The sequence below is a fragment of the Streptomyces sp. NPDC090088 genome (assembly GCF_044747345.1).
Lineage (GTDB): Bacteria > Actinomycetota > Actinomycetes > Streptomycetales > Streptomycetaceae > Streptomyces.
In genome coordinates, this window is the sequence record NZ_JBIVDZ010000009.1 from 69767 (window position 1) to 84034 (window position 14268).

At 71.0% G+C, this 14268-nt stretch carries 13 protein-coding genes; 5 read left to right on the plus strand and 8 right to left on the minus strand.

Annotation, left to right across the window (positions count from 1 at the left end; translation table 11 throughout):
* The first annotated feature begins 142 nt into the window (after positions 1-142).
* Positions 143-601, plus strand: a complete 459-nt coding sequence (locus tag ACIPSJ_RS37160) for a hypothetical protein (RefSeq protein ID WP_359220255.1) — start codon at positions 143-145, stop codon at positions 599-601.
* 1 nt (position 602) lies between these two features.
* On the opposite strand, the gene ACIPSJ_RS37165 is transcribed toward ACIPSJ_RS37160, so the two are convergent.
* Together ACIPSJ_RS37165 and ACIPSJ_RS37170 are read right to left on the minus strand one after the other, a co-directional pair.
* Positions 603-1706: a phosphotransferase family protein gene (locus ACIPSJ_RS37165; RefSeq protein ID WP_401352607.1), complete on the minus strand. Its 1104-nt coding sequence runs from the start codon at positions 1704-1706 to the stop codon at positions 603-605.
* Positions 1707-1720: 14 nt separating this feature from the next.
* Entirely contained in the window at positions 1721-2821 is a 1101-nt protein-coding gene (locus ACIPSJ_RS37170; protein WP_401352609.1) for a hypothetical protein, read from the minus strand.
* A 146-nt stretch (positions 2822-2967) separates the two neighbouring features.
* On the opposite strand from ACIPSJ_RS37170, the gene ACIPSJ_RS37175 reads away from it, so the two are divergent.
* Entirely contained in the window at positions 2968-3210 is a 243-nt protein-coding gene (locus tag ACIPSJ_RS37175) for a hypothetical protein (protein WP_359220262.1), read from the plus strand.
* Here ACIPSJ_RS37175 and ACIPSJ_RS37180 read toward each other — a convergent pair.
* Positions 3173-4345, minus strand: a complete 1173-nt coding sequence (locus ACIPSJ_RS37180) for an acyl-CoA dehydrogenase family protein (RefSeq protein ID WP_401352611.1) — start codon at positions 4343-4345, stop codon at positions 3173-3175. The two genes, ACIPSJ_RS37175 and ACIPSJ_RS37180, sit on opposite strands and share 38 nt — an antisense overlap.
* A 328-nt stretch (positions 4346-4673) precedes the next feature.
* Here ACIPSJ_RS37180 and ACIPSJ_RS37185 point away from each other — a divergent pair, with 328 nt between their 5' ends.
* A complete protein-coding gene (locus ACIPSJ_RS37185; protein WP_365685050.1) occupies positions 4674-5906 on the plus strand; it encodes a glycoside hydrolase family 18 protein in 1233 nt (410 codons plus the stop codon).
* Between the two features lie 57 nt (positions 5907-5963).
* On the opposite strand, the gene ACIPSJ_RS37190 is transcribed toward ACIPSJ_RS37185, so the two are convergent.
* The 5 genes from ACIPSJ_RS37190 to ACIPSJ_RS37210 form a co-directional block, all read right to left on the minus strand.
* Positions 5964-6623, minus strand: coding sequence for a TetR/AcrR family transcriptional regulator (locus ACIPSJ_RS37190; protein ID WP_401352614.1), 660 nt, complete (start codon positions 6621-6623; stop codon positions 5964-5966).
* A 65-nt stretch (positions 6624-6688) separates the two neighbouring features.
* The gene (locus ACIPSJ_RS37195) at positions 6689-6829 is read right to left on the minus strand and encodes an SCO1431 family membrane protein (RefSeq protein ID WP_355720864.1); all 141 of its coding nucleotides are present in this window, start codon (positions 6827-6829) and stop codon (positions 6689-6691) included.
* 96 nt (positions 6830-6925) lie between these two features.
* A complete protein-coding gene (locus ACIPSJ_RS37200) occupies positions 6926-8305 on the minus strand; it encodes a peptidase C39 family protein (RefSeq protein WP_401352616.1) in 1380 nt (459 codons plus the stop codon).
* Between the two features lie 201 nt (positions 8306-8506).
* Complete coding sequence (locus tag ACIPSJ_RS37205; RefSeq protein ID WP_401353094.1) at positions 8507-9961, minus strand: amino acid permease; 1455 nt, start codon at positions 9959-9961, stop codon at positions 8507-8509.
* 80 nt (positions 9962-10041) lie between these two features.
* Positions 10042-10992: a hypothetical protein gene (locus ACIPSJ_RS37210; protein ID WP_359220277.1), complete on the minus strand. Its 951-nt coding sequence runs from the start codon at positions 10990-10992 to the stop codon at positions 10042-10044.
* 252 nt (positions 10993-11244) lie between these two features.
* Here ACIPSJ_RS37210 and ACIPSJ_RS37215 point away from each other — a divergent pair, with 252 nt between their 5' ends.
* Both ACIPSJ_RS37215 and ACIPSJ_RS37220 read left to right on the plus strand, forming a co-directional pair.
* A complete protein-coding gene (locus tag ACIPSJ_RS37215) occupies positions 11245-11865 on the plus strand; it encodes a uridine kinase (protein WP_401353096.1) in 621 nt (206 codons plus the stop codon).
* A 430-nt stretch (positions 11866-12295) separates the two neighbouring features.
* The gene (locus ACIPSJ_RS37220; protein ID WP_355720871.1) at positions 12296-14155 is read left to right on the plus strand and encodes an AAA family ATPase; all 1860 of its coding nucleotides are present in this window, start codon (positions 12296-12298) and stop codon (positions 14153-14155) included.
* The last annotated feature ends 113 nt before the right edge of the window (positions 14156-14268 follow it).

Here is a 14268-nt window from a genome sequence, read left to right on the forward strand (position 1 = left end):
CCTGCGGGCGGCATGTGACGAACGCCACAGCCCCCGAACGGGCTCCGTGATGCTCTCGTGATTACCTCCGAGAGCGGACGGGAAGTGCTTGCTGTGGTCGAGGCCGCAGCGCCTTACGGCCCAGCCCGAGGGGGAGTTACCCATGCAGAGTCTCAAGCGCCCTGGTCGCACCACGCCCAAGCGCCCGCAGCTGGTCGTCGAGCCCGAGCCGGAGGGCGTCGAACCCGACCTCTACGAGGTCGGCGAGCCGGACACCTACGACACCTTCGAGATGTTCCGGGTGATCTGCCCGGACTGCGCGCAGTCCATCGCGCTGCTGGCGGACGAGGAGTTCCTGCCGGAGCACGCGCTGTGCGCCTCACCGTGGAACCCGTTCGGGCTCACGGTCTGTGCCGGTACGGGCCGCGCGGCGGACGACGTGCCGTCCGCGGACGACTCGGTCGAGTCGCAGGAGCAGGACACCGCCATCCTGCTCACCCTTCCGCAGGGTCTGGACTGGCGGACGCAGCCCTTCTCGCACGTCGGCGGCGTGGGCTCGCGCCCGATGCGGGTACCGGCGATGCGCCTCGGCGGCTACGCCGTCGGCCGCCAGGCTGCCTGAGTCACCGCACCGCATCCCAGTAGCTGCCCTGCACCATGGCGCGCAGACTGCCGTGGTGCAGGATCAGTGTGTCCGGATCCGCCGGGACGGCGACCTCGCCGAAGTGCACCTGCCGATAGGCGACGCGCAGCATGACGATGGCGTGCCGCAGGGCGGCGTACAGGGTGTAGAAGTCCATGTCCCGCGGGGTGTGGCCGGTCAGCCGGGCATAGCGGGCCTCGACCCGGTCCCGGCGCAGGAAGCCGGGCAGCCCCCGCTGTCCCGAGGCGGCCGTGAGGTCCTGGAAGAAGCGGTGCAGATAGACGGTCCAGCCGAGGTCCACCTCGCGCGGGGCCGGTGCCGCCATCTCCCAGTCGAGGACGGCGACGGGGTCGAAGCCGTCGTAGACGACGTTCCCGATGCGCGCGTCGCCCCAGTTGAGGACCGGCGTGCCGGTGTGGTCCGGCCACAGCTCCGTCAGCCGGTCGAACGCGGCCTCGATCAGGGGTGAGCGGGCGACTCCGTCCACCACCCAGGCGTAGTAGGCGCGTTGGGACTCGACGTGTCGGCGCAGGGCGTCGCCGTCGCCGGGCAGGGCGAGGAACTCGGCCTCCGCCGGGGGGACCTGGTCGTGGAGCCGGGCCAACAGGCCCACGGACCGCGCCTCCAGGTGCTCACGGTCGGCGTCGCTCGCCGCGTGCAGCCAATTGCCCTCGTACGTATAGGGCATGACGTCGGGCGGCACCCGTCCCTCGACCCGCTCCATGACGAAGAAGGGCGCGCCGAGGGGTTCCGGGTCCTCCTCCAGCCACAGGACGCGGGGCACGGGGAGGTCCGTGTGCGTGGCGACCAGCCGCAGGGTGCGGTACTGGCGGGTCATGTCGTACGAGGGGAAGACGGTGTACGCCGAGGGGTCGGCGGCGAGCCGCAACGCGCAGTGCCGCAGCGGCGGTTCGGGGTGGGCGATCTCGAAGAGCAGGGTCTCGCTGGACATGCCGTTGGAGGCGGGGACCGTGACGCCGACGGCCCGGGCGCCGGGGAGCCGGGTGTCCAGCCAGGCGGTCAGCCGGCGGGTGAGATCCTCGGGGTCGCGGGTGGTGGTGCGCGGGCGCGGTTTCGTCGTCATGCCGGCCTCCTCCCTCAGGGCGCCACCGAGTCGAAGCCGGTGAAGCCGCTCGGATCGTGTCTGCCGAACGAGCCGTGCTCGAAGATGCCGTGGCCGACGCGTCCGTCCAGGCGGAAGCGGGCGGAGTGGTCGGTGACGCCGTAGGCGGCGCGAGGGTGCGGTGCGGTCATGTCGTAGGTACGGCGGTCGACCCAGCCGGGGCCCTGCCAGGTGCCGTGCTGCCAGTCGTCGGCCGGTGGGTAGCCGGCGCCGACCGCGAGCGGTGAGGAGGCGAGGATCTCCACCTCCAGCTCCTGGGGTTTGCGCGGGTCGCCGAGGTGGACGACGGCGTGCTCGGGGTGCCGGGTGCCGGAGCGGTAGCCGATCTCGGTCCGGGGCCAGCCGAGTTGGCGGTCGCGCCGGCCGGGGCGGACCAGGGTGGCGTCGTTCAGGGTGCGGTAGCCGTCGGCGTCCTCCTGGGTGACGACCATCAGGAAGCGGTCCTCGAAGCGGACCGGGCACCAGATCCAGTGGAAGCCCTCGGTCGGGTGCGCCTCGGCGAGCCGTCCGCCCTCCTCCCCCGGTACCGGCCGGACGCCCCAGCTGCGGTCCCGGGTGCCGGTCCAGCCCGCGGGGTCGGCGCGGAACTCCTCGCCGCCGGCCCGGATCACCCCGGAGACTCCCCCGGCCTGCACGAACCTGCGCCCCTCCAGGGTCAGCCGGTCGCCCCGGCGCTGGAGGTGGTGGGGTTCCCACAGGGCCGGGAAGTCGGCGGTCCAGGTGAGGTCGTAGGAGAGCGCGTCGTCCTCGCAGGTCAGGCGGAAGCGGCGGAGCGGCTCCTCGACCTCGATGCGCAGCGGGCCGACCGCGAGCCGCGTCCGGTCCTCGCCCAGGGCGTCCGAGGCGCGTACCGCGTACAGGGTGTCGCCGGTGCGCAGGGTGGCGTAGGCGTCGGTGACACCGACGTTCGGGTAGACGCCGAGGCCCAGGATGAGCAGGGCGTGGCCGCTGTGGTCGAGGACGTGGAAGATGCAGCGGTCGTAGGCGTTCCGGTCCCCGGTGGCGACGTGCTTCATGGAGAGCGGGACCTGGTGCACGGGGTACTCGTCGAGCGGTACGGGACGGTCGTCGGCCATGGCGGGCCTCCCCGGAGGCTGGAGACGGTCCGGCTGACGGTACGTCAGAAAGCGGGGAGTGGCCAGATCCGGGAGCGGACGTCCACGAACTCACGCCCGATTCGGGCGATCGGTGACCAGGGCGGCGCCCGCCGCGTTGGCCGGGCATGACGACCACCTACGCCGCCCTCGGCCGTCAGCGCCGGATCTTCGTGCCGCCGCCCGCGGAATCGCTTCCGCCGCCCGTGCCGCAGGATCCGCCCATCTACCGCGATCTCATGCGGACCTGGGCCGACCGGGGCCGCACCCTGCCGGGCCGCCACGACCCGGAGTGGATCAGGCTGGCGGCCCCGACGGTCTCCCGCGGGCAGTTCAGCGACTTTCCGGCCCCGCCACCTGACGGGCGATGACCATCCGCTGGATCTGGTTGGTGCCCTCGACGATCTGCAGGACCTTGGCCTCGCGCATGTAGCGCTCCACCGGGAAGTCCGCGGTGTAGCCGTAGCCGCCGAGGATCTGGACGGCGTCGGTGGTCACCTTCATCGCGGTGTCGGTGCAGTGCAGCTTGGCCATGGCGGCCTGCTTGGCGAAGGGCCGGCCCGCGTCCCGCAGCCGGGCCGCCGCGAGGTACAGGGCCCGGCCGGCCTCGATCTGGGTGGCCATGTCGGCGATCATGAACCGCAGGCCCTGGAAGTCGGAGATGGGGTGGCCGAACTGCCGGCGCCCGGTGGCGTAGGCGACCGCCTCGTCCAGGGCGGCCTGGGCCAGGCCGATCGCGCAGGCCGCGATGCCGAGCCGGCCGGAGTCCAGCGCGGAGAGGGCGATGGCGAAGCCCTGGCCCTCCTCGCCGAGGCGGCGCTCGTCGGGCACCCGGACGTCGTCGAAGTGGACCTGGGCGGTGGGCGAGCCCTTCATGCCCATCTTCTTCTCGGGCGCCGCGCCGCTCAGGCCCTCGGCGTCGCCGGGGACCAGGAAGGCGGTGATGCCGTGCGAGCCCTCCCCGCCGGTGCGGGCCATGACCGTGTAGAAGTCGGCGATGCCGCCGTGCGTGATCCAGGCCTTGGTGCCGTTGATCACCCAGTGGTCGCCGTCGCGGACGGCCCGGGTGCGCAGGGAGGCCGCGTCGGAGCCGGAGGCGGGCTCGGAGAGGCAGTAGGCGCCGAGCAGGCCGCCGCCGAGTATCGCGGGCAGGTGCTCGACCTGCTGCTGCTTGCTGCCGTAGGCGGCGAGCGCGTAGCTCGCGAGGGTGTGCACGCTGACACCGAGGCCGACGGTGAGGCGGGCCATCGCCAGCTCCTCCAGTACCTGGAGGTAGACCTCGTAGGGCTGGTCGCCGCCGCCGTACTCGGCGTCGTAGACCAGGCCGAGCAGGCCTGATTCCGAGAGCAGGGTGAAGACCTCGCGCGGGAAGCGGCCGGCGTCCTCCTCCTCGGCCGCCTTCGGCGCGATCTCGCGCTGGGCGATCTCCCGGACCAGCGAGAGCAGGTCCCTCGCCTCCTCCGTGGGCAGTTGACGCTCCACCGGCTGCGGGTCGCGGTCGGACATGGCGTCCGTCTCCTCCCTGTCGGGCACGGGCGGCAGGGGCCTTCGGGTAGGGGCCACGCCGTCTTTCGTTCGAGTCCTGCCGCAGCGCGCTTCCGGGTCTCGGAAGCTGCTGACCTGCGGCTGCGCAGTGAGTATGCCCGATCCGGGACCTCCCGTCACCAGTTAACGACCGCTTACTTCAGGAATTCCAGGCCAACATCCGCTCACCCCGAAATTGGTCCGAACCATTGACCTGACTGGTCTAGTCCTCCTAGGGTTCATGACCAACGCTTTACCGCGTTCATGCCAATCGGCGCGCGTTCCCCTCTCCCCCAGGAGGAGACACCCGATGCACCTCCCTCTCCGCTCCCGGTTCCGGGCGCTGCTCTCCGCGGCCTGCTGTGCCGTCCTCGGCGCCGGGCTGCTGGCCGGCGCGGGCACCGCGTCCGCGGCCGCCCCGTCCGCTCCCCAGGTGAAAGCCGGCTCCAAGGTCGTCGGCTACTTCACGGAATGGGGTACCTACGACCGCAAGTACCTGGTCAAGAACGTCGAGACCTCCGGCTCGGCCGCGAAGCTCACCCACATCAACTACGCCTTCGGCAATGTCACCGGCGGCAAGTGCGCGATGGGCGACTCCTACGCGGCCACCGACCGGACCTACACCGCCGCCGAGTCCGTGGACGGCGTGGCGGACACCTGGGACCAGCCGCTGCGCGGCAACTTCAACCAGCTGCTGAAGCTGAAGAAGAAGCACCCGAACCTCAAGATCCTCTGGTCCTTCGGCGGCTGGACCTGGTCCAGTGGCTTCGGCGAGGCCGCCAAGAACCCGACGGCCTTCGCCCAGTCCTGCTACGACCTGGTGAAGAACTCCAAGTGGGCGGGTGTCTTCGACGGCATCGACATCGACTGGGAGTACCCGAACGCCTGCGGCAACACCTGTGACACCAGCGGCCGGGACGCCTTCAAGAAGGTGATGGCGGCGCTGCGCGCGAAGTTCGGCAGCGGTTCGCTGGTCACCGCCGCGATCACCGCCGACGCCACCAGCGGCGGCAAGATCGACGCGGCGGACTACGCGGGCGCCGCACAGTACGTCGACTGGTACAACCCGATGACGTACGACTACTTCGGCGCCTGGGCGTCCACCGGCCCGACCGCGCCGCACTCGCCGCTGAACTCCTACTCGGGCATCCCGACGGCGAACTACTACACCTCGGCGACCATCGCCAAGCTCAGGGGACTCGGCATCCCTGCGGCCAAGCTGCTGCTCGGCATCGGCTTCTACGGCCGCGGCTGGACCGGCGTGACCCAGGCGGCCCCCGGCGGCACGGCGACCGGACCGGCGGCGGGGACGTACGAGGCGGGCATCGACGACTACAAGGTGCTCAAGACCAAGTGCCCGGCGACCGGCACCGTGGCCGGCACGGCGTACGCCAAGTGCGGGAGCGACTGGTGGAGTTACGACACCCCGTCGACCATCGCGACCAAGATGACCTACAAGAACCAGCAGGGCCTGGGCGGCACCTTCTTCTGGGAGCTGAGCGGCGACACCACCGGCGGTGAGCTGATCAAGGCCATCAACTGACCCCGGTCACGGGGGGCTTGGGGCGGGGGTTCCACGAGACCTCCGCCCCTCGTCGGGTCAGGAATCCCGGCGGGCCGGGGCGGGGGCGCGGTAGGAGGGGTCGAGTTCCTCGATGGCGCGCAGGGTGCCGCCGAGCGTCTTGACCAGCAGTTCGCACATGGTCTCGCGGGAGAGTTCGGGGCGGTCGATCCACTCCAGGGTGGCGCCCTCCACGCTGCACAGCCAGGACAGCAGGCCCATCCTGGCGAGCGGGGCGATGTCGGTACGGCCGTAGGCCCCCTCGGCGATGGCCCCGACCATCGCCTCGCGCACCCCGTCCCGGATGGCGTGCACCTCGGTGTCGAAGCCGACCCCGCCGCTCACGATCGTGCGGTACGCGGCCTGGTGGTGCTCGGCGTAGCGCAGATAGCTGTCGATGGTGCGGTGGACGCGGTCCACCTGGGGCAGCTCCAGGCCGCTGGCGGCGTAGGTGACCAGGTCGGCGACGGAGTCCTGGATGATCGCCAGGTAGTAGCCGCGCTTGGACTGGAAGTAGTAGTAGATCAGCCCTTTGGCGACATGCGCCTGCCTGGCGATGTCGTCCATGGAGAGCGCGTCATAGGACGTGTCGGCGAACAACTTCCGCCCGATGGCGATGAGTTCAGCACGACGCGCCACCGAGCGCTCGGTGCCGCGCGCCCGGGGACGGGCGGCGGCACGTTGTTGACTAATATTCAATTCAGACCCTGGTCTCAACGGGCTGCGGGACATCCGCAGTATGTCAGGTCGGGTCGTGGGTCAGGTCACAGCAGACCGAGTTGAGTGACCAGCATGGCGATGACCACGACAAGGGTCCAGCCCACGATGTGTTCCAGGACCTTCGGGCCGTCGGCCTCGGGGCCGCCGGTGCGGGTGCGGGCGGCGGTGGCGGAGTGCGTGGTCATACCGTCCACCATGCCACCGCTTGCGGCTTTTGCGGCGGAGAGCTTGGTCACAGGCGGAGGCCCCCGCAGACCTGCGGGGGCCTCCGTCGTGCCTGGTCAGCGCACGCCCACCGCGTCCAGCGCCTTGAGCTGGCTCGGACTCGGGCAGGCCGGGAAGTACAGATAGCAGACGCCCCCGGTGCCGGAGACGACCTTGCCGCTGGCGTTGTACCGCTTGGTGCGCAGCCAGATGTTCTCGAACTCCCGCCGCAGATAGACCCGTCGGACCGCGTCGTCACTGGCCGAGAACGGGTCGTTGGCGATCACGTCGCCGTCCGCGGTGAAGCCGATCACGGTCATCAGGTGCCCCGAGGTGCCGTAGCCGGCGCCGGTCAGCTCCGAGGACAGGAACGACTGTGACGTTATGGCCGGGATGCCCGCCGCGATCAGGGTCTCCAGGTCGGTGAGGGAGGCCAGTCGCGTTATCACGCCCTGGAGGTCCTGGTAGGTGGAGGCGTAGGCGGCGTTGAAGGGCCAGTTGCCGCAGCCGCCGTACTGGTAGTCGTAGGTGTAGCGGGCCGCGTAGCAGACCTGGGGGTCGGCGTACGAGGGGTCGACCCAGGCCAGTTGGGCGGCGGTGGGGCGGGCGCCCCAGTACTCGACGATCATCTGCGAGGAGGTGGGGCTGCACCAGGCCTCGCCGCCGTTGTCGTACTCGGGGTACTGGCCCTTGTGGATCTCCTGCGAGTAGCGCGGGACCTTCAGCTCCTGGGCCAGGCCGGGCGTCGAGGCGGGGACCGTGAAGCGGTCCGGGATGTCCGAGCCCAGCGCGCCGAGCCGCCAGACGGTCGGGGTGAGCTTGGTGCCGGGCTTGCGGTAGAGGGTCAGCCGCAACTGGTACGAGGTGAGGCGCAGGCCGGTCGTGGCGTCGTCGATGGCGAAGGTGTCCGTCCAGATGGTGCTCTTGCCGTCGCTCTGGCCGTCCACCGAGGTGCGCTTGATGTCCTGGTCACCGGCCGCCCAGCGGCCCATCACGTACCAGGGGGTCTGGGTGCCGTCGGAGTAGGTGCCGTGCAGTTCGACCTGGATCCAGGTGCCGGCCGGGGTGTCCGCGTTCCAGGAGGCGATCGTCTCGGTCGCGGGGACGGCGAGCTGCTGCACCGGGCCGGTCCAGGTGGCGTACTCCCAGGTGGCCTTGGTGCCGGTGTGCGGGTCGGTGTAGGTGGTGGTGCCGGCCGGGGTGCCGATCACCACGCCGGGGCGGTCCCCCGCGACGGCGCCGGTGCCCTTGGCGGTGCCGGTCTTCCAGTCGCTGTAGGTCGTCCAGGAGCGGTACTCGATCGGCCGGGTGTCGGCCCGGCCGGTCTCCTCGGCTTCGGTCTCCGGCGCCGCGGCGGCGGGGACCGCCGGGACCACTCCCTGGGCCACGGCCGCCGCCGCGACGGAGGCGGCGGCTGCCAGAACGGTTCTGCGGGACGGCTTTTCGGATCTGCTCATGCGTGGGAGACCCCCAGGGGTGCGCGACGCGACTGGTCCGGAGCAAGACTGTGCGCCCACTATGGAACAGGCGCCATGCCCCTGCCAGCACTTCCGCCCATGCCACGCCCACCAATGTGGATCCTGTCCGCTGAAAGGGCTCCGGCGCCCTCCGCCGGAGCCCTTTCGGGGGTCAGATTTCGGGGGTCGGGTTTCGGGGCGTCAGATGAGGTCCATCGCGGCGACCTCGTCGGGGCGGCCGTAGCTGACCGGGCCCTGGAAGCGGCGGCGGGCGGTGGCGAACCACCAGACGGTGGCCACGATCAGGACGGCGGCCAGGGCGATCGGCGCGTAGTTGAAGGTGTCGACGGTGATCGGCGAGGCCTGCGGCAGCATGAACAGGACGCTGCTGAGCAGGATCCAGACCACCGCCAGCCAGCCGACGGGCCTGCTCCAGCGGCCGAGGTTCCAGGGCCCCGGCTGGAACTCGGCACCGAGGCGCAGCCGCAGGAACACCGGCACGGCGTAGGCGAGGAACAGGCCGACGACATTGACGCTGACGATCGCGGTGAACGCCGTGTGCGACCACCAGCCCGGCACCACCAGCGCGAGCGAGCAGGCCACCGCGAGCCAGACGGCCTTGACGGGCGTCCGGGTGCGGGGCGAGACCGAGTGCCAGAGGCGGGAGCCGGGCATGGCGCCGTCCCGGGAGAAGGCGAAGATCTGCCGGGTGTTGCTGGTGAGGTTGGCGAGGCCGCAGAAGAGCATGGCGCCGATGACGACGAGCAGCATCGCCTTGGCCCAGCCCATGCCGAGCCCGTCGATGAGGATCTGGACGGGCGGCGCGGAGGAGCCCGCCACCTTGGCGTAGTCGCCGATGCTGTACACCAGCGCGAGCATCAGGACGAGCCCGGTGATCGCCGAATAGCCGATCGACCGGATGATCCCCCGGGGCGCGTTCACGGTCGCCCGGACCGTTTCCTCGGACATGTGGAAGCTGCCGTCGAAGCCGGTGAAGGTCCAGCTGGTGACCAGCAGGCCGAGCATGCCCCCGTAAAGGCCGTTGGTGAAACCGGTGTTGTTCACGAAATGCGTCACGAAGGACGCCGACTGGTGGTGGTCGGGCATCACGATCAGTGTGCTCACGATCACCACGAGTCCGATCAGCAGCCACCACACGGAAATCCGGTTCAGTACGGCGACGAGCTGGACGGTGTACGTGTTGGCGAGCCCCTGGACCACGATGATCAGCGCCGTGATCAGGACCGTCTGGTGGGCGGTCGGCACGTACGAGGTCCACTGCAGGGCGATGAAGGCCTGGATGAAGGTGGCGGCCGCGTAGCCGGTGGCCGCCGTGCCGCCGATCTGGCCCACGAAGTTCAGCCAGCCCGTGTACCAGGACCAGGCGCCCTTGTGGCGTTTGGCGAGTTTACCGGCGGAGAAATACAGCGCGCCGCTCGTCGGATAGGCGGAGGCGACCTCCGCCATGGCAGCCCCGATGCACAGCACCATCAGGCAGACGCCGATCCAGCCGAACACGAGAATGCGGGGGCCGCCCGCGTTCATACCGAATCCGAAAGAGGAGAAGATTCCCGAGAGGATATTGATGATGGTGAAGGAGATCGCGAAATTGTCGAACGCCTGGAATCGGCGGGTGAGTTTTCGCGGATAACCCATGGCGTGCAGGGTCGCGTCGTCGTCGAGCAGGGTCGGATCCGCTGTGCGTTCTGACACGTGCCGGCCTTTCGCCAGAGGGACTAGGAGGGGACGGACAGGCCGCAGGCGCGGCGGGCCCGGGAGAGCTGCTCGGCGGGCTCCCCGAAGACGCTCCAGGGCATCCGCGTGGCGTACGGCCCCATGGCCGCGAACACCGCCCGGGCCTCGAACTCGCGCCGGGCCATGACCAGCGCGTGCGCGAGGTAGGCCAGGTCCAGCACCGGGGTGAAGCGGTATCCGGCCACCGTGGGCAGCCAGTTGTGGTAGATCGACAACGCGGTGGAACGCCACTGCGGCTGCTCCCAGACCCGTTCGGCGAGCAGCTGGGTGGGGTTGTGGCTCTCCACCAGCGCGACCAGGGGCAGCAGCCGCAGTACGGAGTCGGCGGGGGCCCGCTGGCCGAGGAAGGCGGCGACGTCCCAGGCCGCGTTGACCGAGCCGCCGTACCGGGTGAAGAAGAAGGACAGGAAGCGGTGGTGGGCCTCGCGGTGCCAGGGGTCGAGGGCGAGGGTGTGCGCGAACAGCCGCCAGGGACCGGGCGGGGAGGTGAGCAGGCCGCCGGGGGCGGGGTCGTGCGGGCGGTGCAGCCGGGCCATGGCCAGCTTGGCCGCCCAGGGCGTGGGGTCGGCGGGGTTCACGGCGCTGGCCCGGTCGCAGGCGGCCAGCGCGATCCGCTCCAGTGCCTCGGCCCGCTCGTCCCGGGCGTCGGCCGCCCGGATGGCCCGCTGCACGGCCACCCGCGCCCACATCAGCGTGGACTCGGGGCCGGGCTCCTCCGCCAGCCAGCGTTCGACCAGATCGGTGCCGGCCGCCTCGGAGGCCAGGACCAGGGAGCGGTGGGCGCGCAGGGCGAAGTCGGAACGGGTCTCGGCGAGGGCCTCGCGGGCACTGCGATATCTCCCGGCGCGTACGTCCACGCATACGCTCGCGAGCAAGCGGTCATCGGCCGCCGGATGCCATACGTACTGCCCTTCGAATAACTCCGCGGCCATCTTTCCCCTGTCCGTCCCCGTTTCGACGCGTCGCAGTCGCGCAGCACGCACCCTACTCAGCGGACAGCACACCGGGAACGCCCGTTATCGACATATCGGTCAGCCGGTCGGAAATATTGGCGAGGGCGGTGGAGAACGGCTCGAATTTAGTTCAAGCCGAGACTTTCCGGGGGCGCAAACGCCCGCTATGCGCCGCACTACTAGAATGTTTCCGGAAAACGCCCCACACCGCAGCACACCTCGGGAATCGCCATTCACCGCCTCGCCTCCGCCCTCCGGGACCTGCCGCCGTCCTGCGGCCCGGTCCGCCTCGTCGGCGTCGACGGGCACGCCGGCTCCGGGAAGACCACCTTCGCCGGGCGGCTGGCCACCGCCCTGGGCGGGGCGCCGGTGCTCCACCTCGACGACATCGCCAGCCACGAGGAGCTGTTCGCCTGGACCGCCCGGCTGCTGACCCAGGTGATCGAGCCATTCGGGCACGGCACGACCGCGCAGTACTCCCCCTACGACTGGCGCGCCCGCCGCTTCGGCCCGCCCCGCCCGCTGCCGGCCGCCCCCGTGGTCCTCGTCGAGGGCGTCGGCGCCGGCCGCCGGGCACTGCGCCCGTTCCTGGCGCGGCTGCTGTGGATGGAGCTGCCGGACGAGGAGTCCTGGGCGCGGGGCAGGGCGCGGGACGGCGTGGAGCAACGGGACTTCTGGGGCGAGTGGGTCAGGGCGGAACGCACACATTTCGCCGAGGATCCCTCCCGGCCGTACGCCCACCTTCTGGTGACACAGTCACAGGAGGGGTACGAGGTGCTGGCGGGGCCTGCGAGAACCTTTGGACCAGACCAGGCGGTCACCCACCGTGATGGACCGTCCGCAGTGTGCTGAACTTGTGAAGAAGCGCCTCCAAGAAGTTGCCCGAGTACCTCAACTCGGCTTGACCCGGGGGCCGTACAGGTCTTACGTTCTGATTGAGCGGCCCCTGGGAGCCGCCCCGCAGTCGCGAAGCCCCCGGTTGTTCCCCCGTGATCGGGGGCTTCGTTCTGCCCTTTACCCCTTTTGTGTGCGCCGCGCGCACTTCCCCGCTCACCCTCGGTCACCGAGTTCTGTGCGCCCTGTCTGCTCCCACCTCGCCAAACGGCCTGTGCGGCACCCTTCGAAGGGTGGTGGAAGCGCAGGTACGATGCCCTCGGTGCGACCTTCGAACGGCTGCTTCGCGCACCTGCAACTCCGGTCCGCGGCACAGCGGTTCGACCAACGGCGGCCATCGGGGGGAGCCCGGGGGCCAACCACGGGGGCACGGTTTGTGGGGGACGTGATGGATTTCGGCACGCAGGGCCCCGAGGCCCCGGCCGACCTCGCCTGGCTGCGAGGCGTGGACGCCTACACGATGGGCGCCTATCCGCAGGCGGAGGAGGAGTTCCGCGCCGCGGTGCGGATGGATCCCGGGATGGCCGACGCCTGGCTCGGGCTGCACGCGCTGCGCGTGGACACGACGACCGCGCTGCTGCGGATGTTCCGGCACCGGGACCGCTTCGGCGAACAGCGCGGCCGGCACCGGCGCACGCTCAACTCCTGGTACTGGCTCGGCTGGTGGGTGCAGCCGGTCCTGGAGAGCCCGCGCGACCTGCTGCTCGCGCACGCCTCGCACTGGCTGGACGGCCGGCACGTCCCGGAACTCGACCGGGCCCTCGCCGGGCTCCCGCCGGTGGACGCAGACCCCCAGGTCCGCTTCCTGCACGCCTGCCGGTCCTACCTCGTCAAGGACTGGGAGCAGCTGGTACGCCACACCGACCCGCTCCTCGACGATCCCATGCTCGGCATCGAGGCGGGCCTGTTCGGCGGCATGGCCCGGGTCCGCCTGGAGATGTACGGCCAGGCGGAACCGCTGCTCTCCGCCGCGCTGATGCGCTGCCGCAGCGAGCAGCCGCAGCGCAAGGAGCTGCGGTACTGGCTGGCGCGGGCCCACGAGGGCACCGGCCGCAGCGCCGCCGCGCTCCCCCTCTACCGGGCCGTGCACCGGGTCGACCCCGCCTTCATGGACACCTCGGCGCGGCTGGCCGCGATCGCCGAGGGCGACGGGTACGACGACACGGCCGACCTCGCGGCGATCACCCTCACCGGCGCCGGGGACGTCGTGGACGGGCCGGACCTGCTCGACCCGCTCTTCGGCACCGAGGGGCGCGATCTGCGGCTCGGCGAACCGGAGCCGCCGGCCGGGGCGATGCCGTCGGTGATCGACCCGTCGGTGCGCGAGAAGGTCGTACCGTCGCCGCCGCTGCCCGCCGGGCCGACCGACCCCGCGTTACTTGAGGAGGCGCTCGCGGAGTTGGAGCGCATGGTCGGCCTGGAACCGGTGAAGCGGCAGGTCAAGGCGTTGTCCGCGCAGCTGAACATGGCCCGGCTGCGGGCCGGGCAGGGGCTGCCGGTGCAGCCGCCGAAACGCCACTTCGTCTTCTCCGGGCCGTCCGGGACCGGGAAGACCACGGTCGCGCGGATTCTCGGCCGGGTGTTCTACGCCCTGGGCCTGCTCGGCGGGGACCATCTGGTGGAGGCGCAGCGGGCCGACCTCGTCGGCGAGTACCTCGGCCAGACCGCCGTGAAGGCGAACGAACTCATCGACTCCGCGATCGGCGGGGTGCTCTTCGTCGACGAGGCCTACTCCCTCTCCAACTCCGGCTACGGCAAGGGCGACGCCTACGGCGACGAGGCGCTGCAGGTGCTGCTGAAGCGGGCCGAGGACAACCGCGACCACCTCGTGGTGATCCTGGCGGGCTACCCCGAGGGCATGGACCGCCTGCTGGCCGCCAACCCGGGCCTCTCCTCCCGCTTCACGACCCGCGTGGACTTCCCCTCCTACCGCCCCCTCGAACTCACCTCCATCGGCGAGGTGCTCGCCGCCGAGAACGGCGACGCCTGGGACGAGGAGGCCCTGGACGAACTCCGGTCGATCGCCGGACACGTCGTCGACCAGGGCTGGATCGACGAACTCGGCAACGGCCGCTTCCTGCGCACCCTGTACGAGAAGAGCTGCGCCTACCGGGATCTCCGGCTGTCCGGGTACCCCGGCGCACTGTCCCGGGACGACCTCGCGACCCTGCGGCTGCCGGACCTGATGCAGGCGTACGGCGAGGTGCTGTCGGGGCGGGGGCCACAGGATCCGTCGGCCGGGATGTAGGTGCGGGTACTTGGGGGCTGGGGCAGCTACGACGTGCCCCGTAAGGGGCGCTGGGGGTCCCCCCGGCCGAAGGCTGGGGGAGGAACTGCGCGACCAGCCCTCACCGGCCCGCA

What these genes read in the sequence shown, in the direction of transcription:
- ACIPSJ_RS37160 (WP_359220255.1), top strand. Translation starts at nt 143, where the DNA reads ATGCAGAGTCTCAAGCGCCCTGGTCGCACCACGCCCAAGCGCCCGCAG.
- ACIPSJ_RS37165 (WP_401352607.1), bottom strand. Translation starts at nt 1,706, where the DNA reads ATGACGACGAAACCGCGCCCGCGCACCACCACCCGCGACCCCGAGGAT.
- ACIPSJ_RS37170 (WP_401352609.1), bottom strand. Translation starts at nt 2,821, where the DNA reads ATGGCCGACGACCGTCCCGTACCGCTCGACGAGTACCCCGTGCACCAG.
- ACIPSJ_RS37175 (WP_359220262.1), top strand. Translation starts at nt 2,968, where the DNA reads ATGACGACCACCTACGCCGCCCTCGGCCGTCAGCGCCGGATCTTCGTG.
- ACIPSJ_RS37180 (WP_401352611.1), bottom strand. Translation starts at nt 4,345, where the DNA reads ATGTCCGACCGCGACCCGCAGCCGGTGGAGCGTCAACTGCCCACGGAG.
- ACIPSJ_RS37185 (WP_365685050.1), top strand. Translation starts at nt 4,674, where the DNA reads ATGCACCTCCCTCTCCGCTCCCGGTTCCGGGCGCTGCTCTCCGCGGCC.
- ACIPSJ_RS37195 (WP_355720864.1), bottom strand. Translation starts at nt 6,829, where the DNA reads ATGACCACGCACTCCGCCACCGCCGCCCGCACCCGCACCGGCGGCCCC.
- ACIPSJ_RS37200 (WP_401352616.1), bottom strand. Translation starts at nt 8,305, where the DNA reads ATGAGCAGATCCGAAAAGCCGTCCCGCAGAACCGTTCTGGCAGCCGCC.
- ACIPSJ_RS37205 (WP_401353094.1), bottom strand. Translation starts at nt 9,961, where the DNA reads ATGGGTTATCCGCGAAAACTCACCCGCCGATTCCAGGCGTTCGACAAT.
- ACIPSJ_RS37210 (WP_359220277.1), bottom strand. Translation starts at nt 10,992, where the DNA reads ATGGCCGCGGAGTTATTCGAAGGGCAGTACGTATGGCATCCGGCGGCC.
- ACIPSJ_RS37220 (WP_355720871.1), top strand. Translation starts at nt 12,296, where the DNA reads ATGGATTTCGGCACGCAGGGCCCCGAGGCCCCGGCCGACCTCGCCTGG.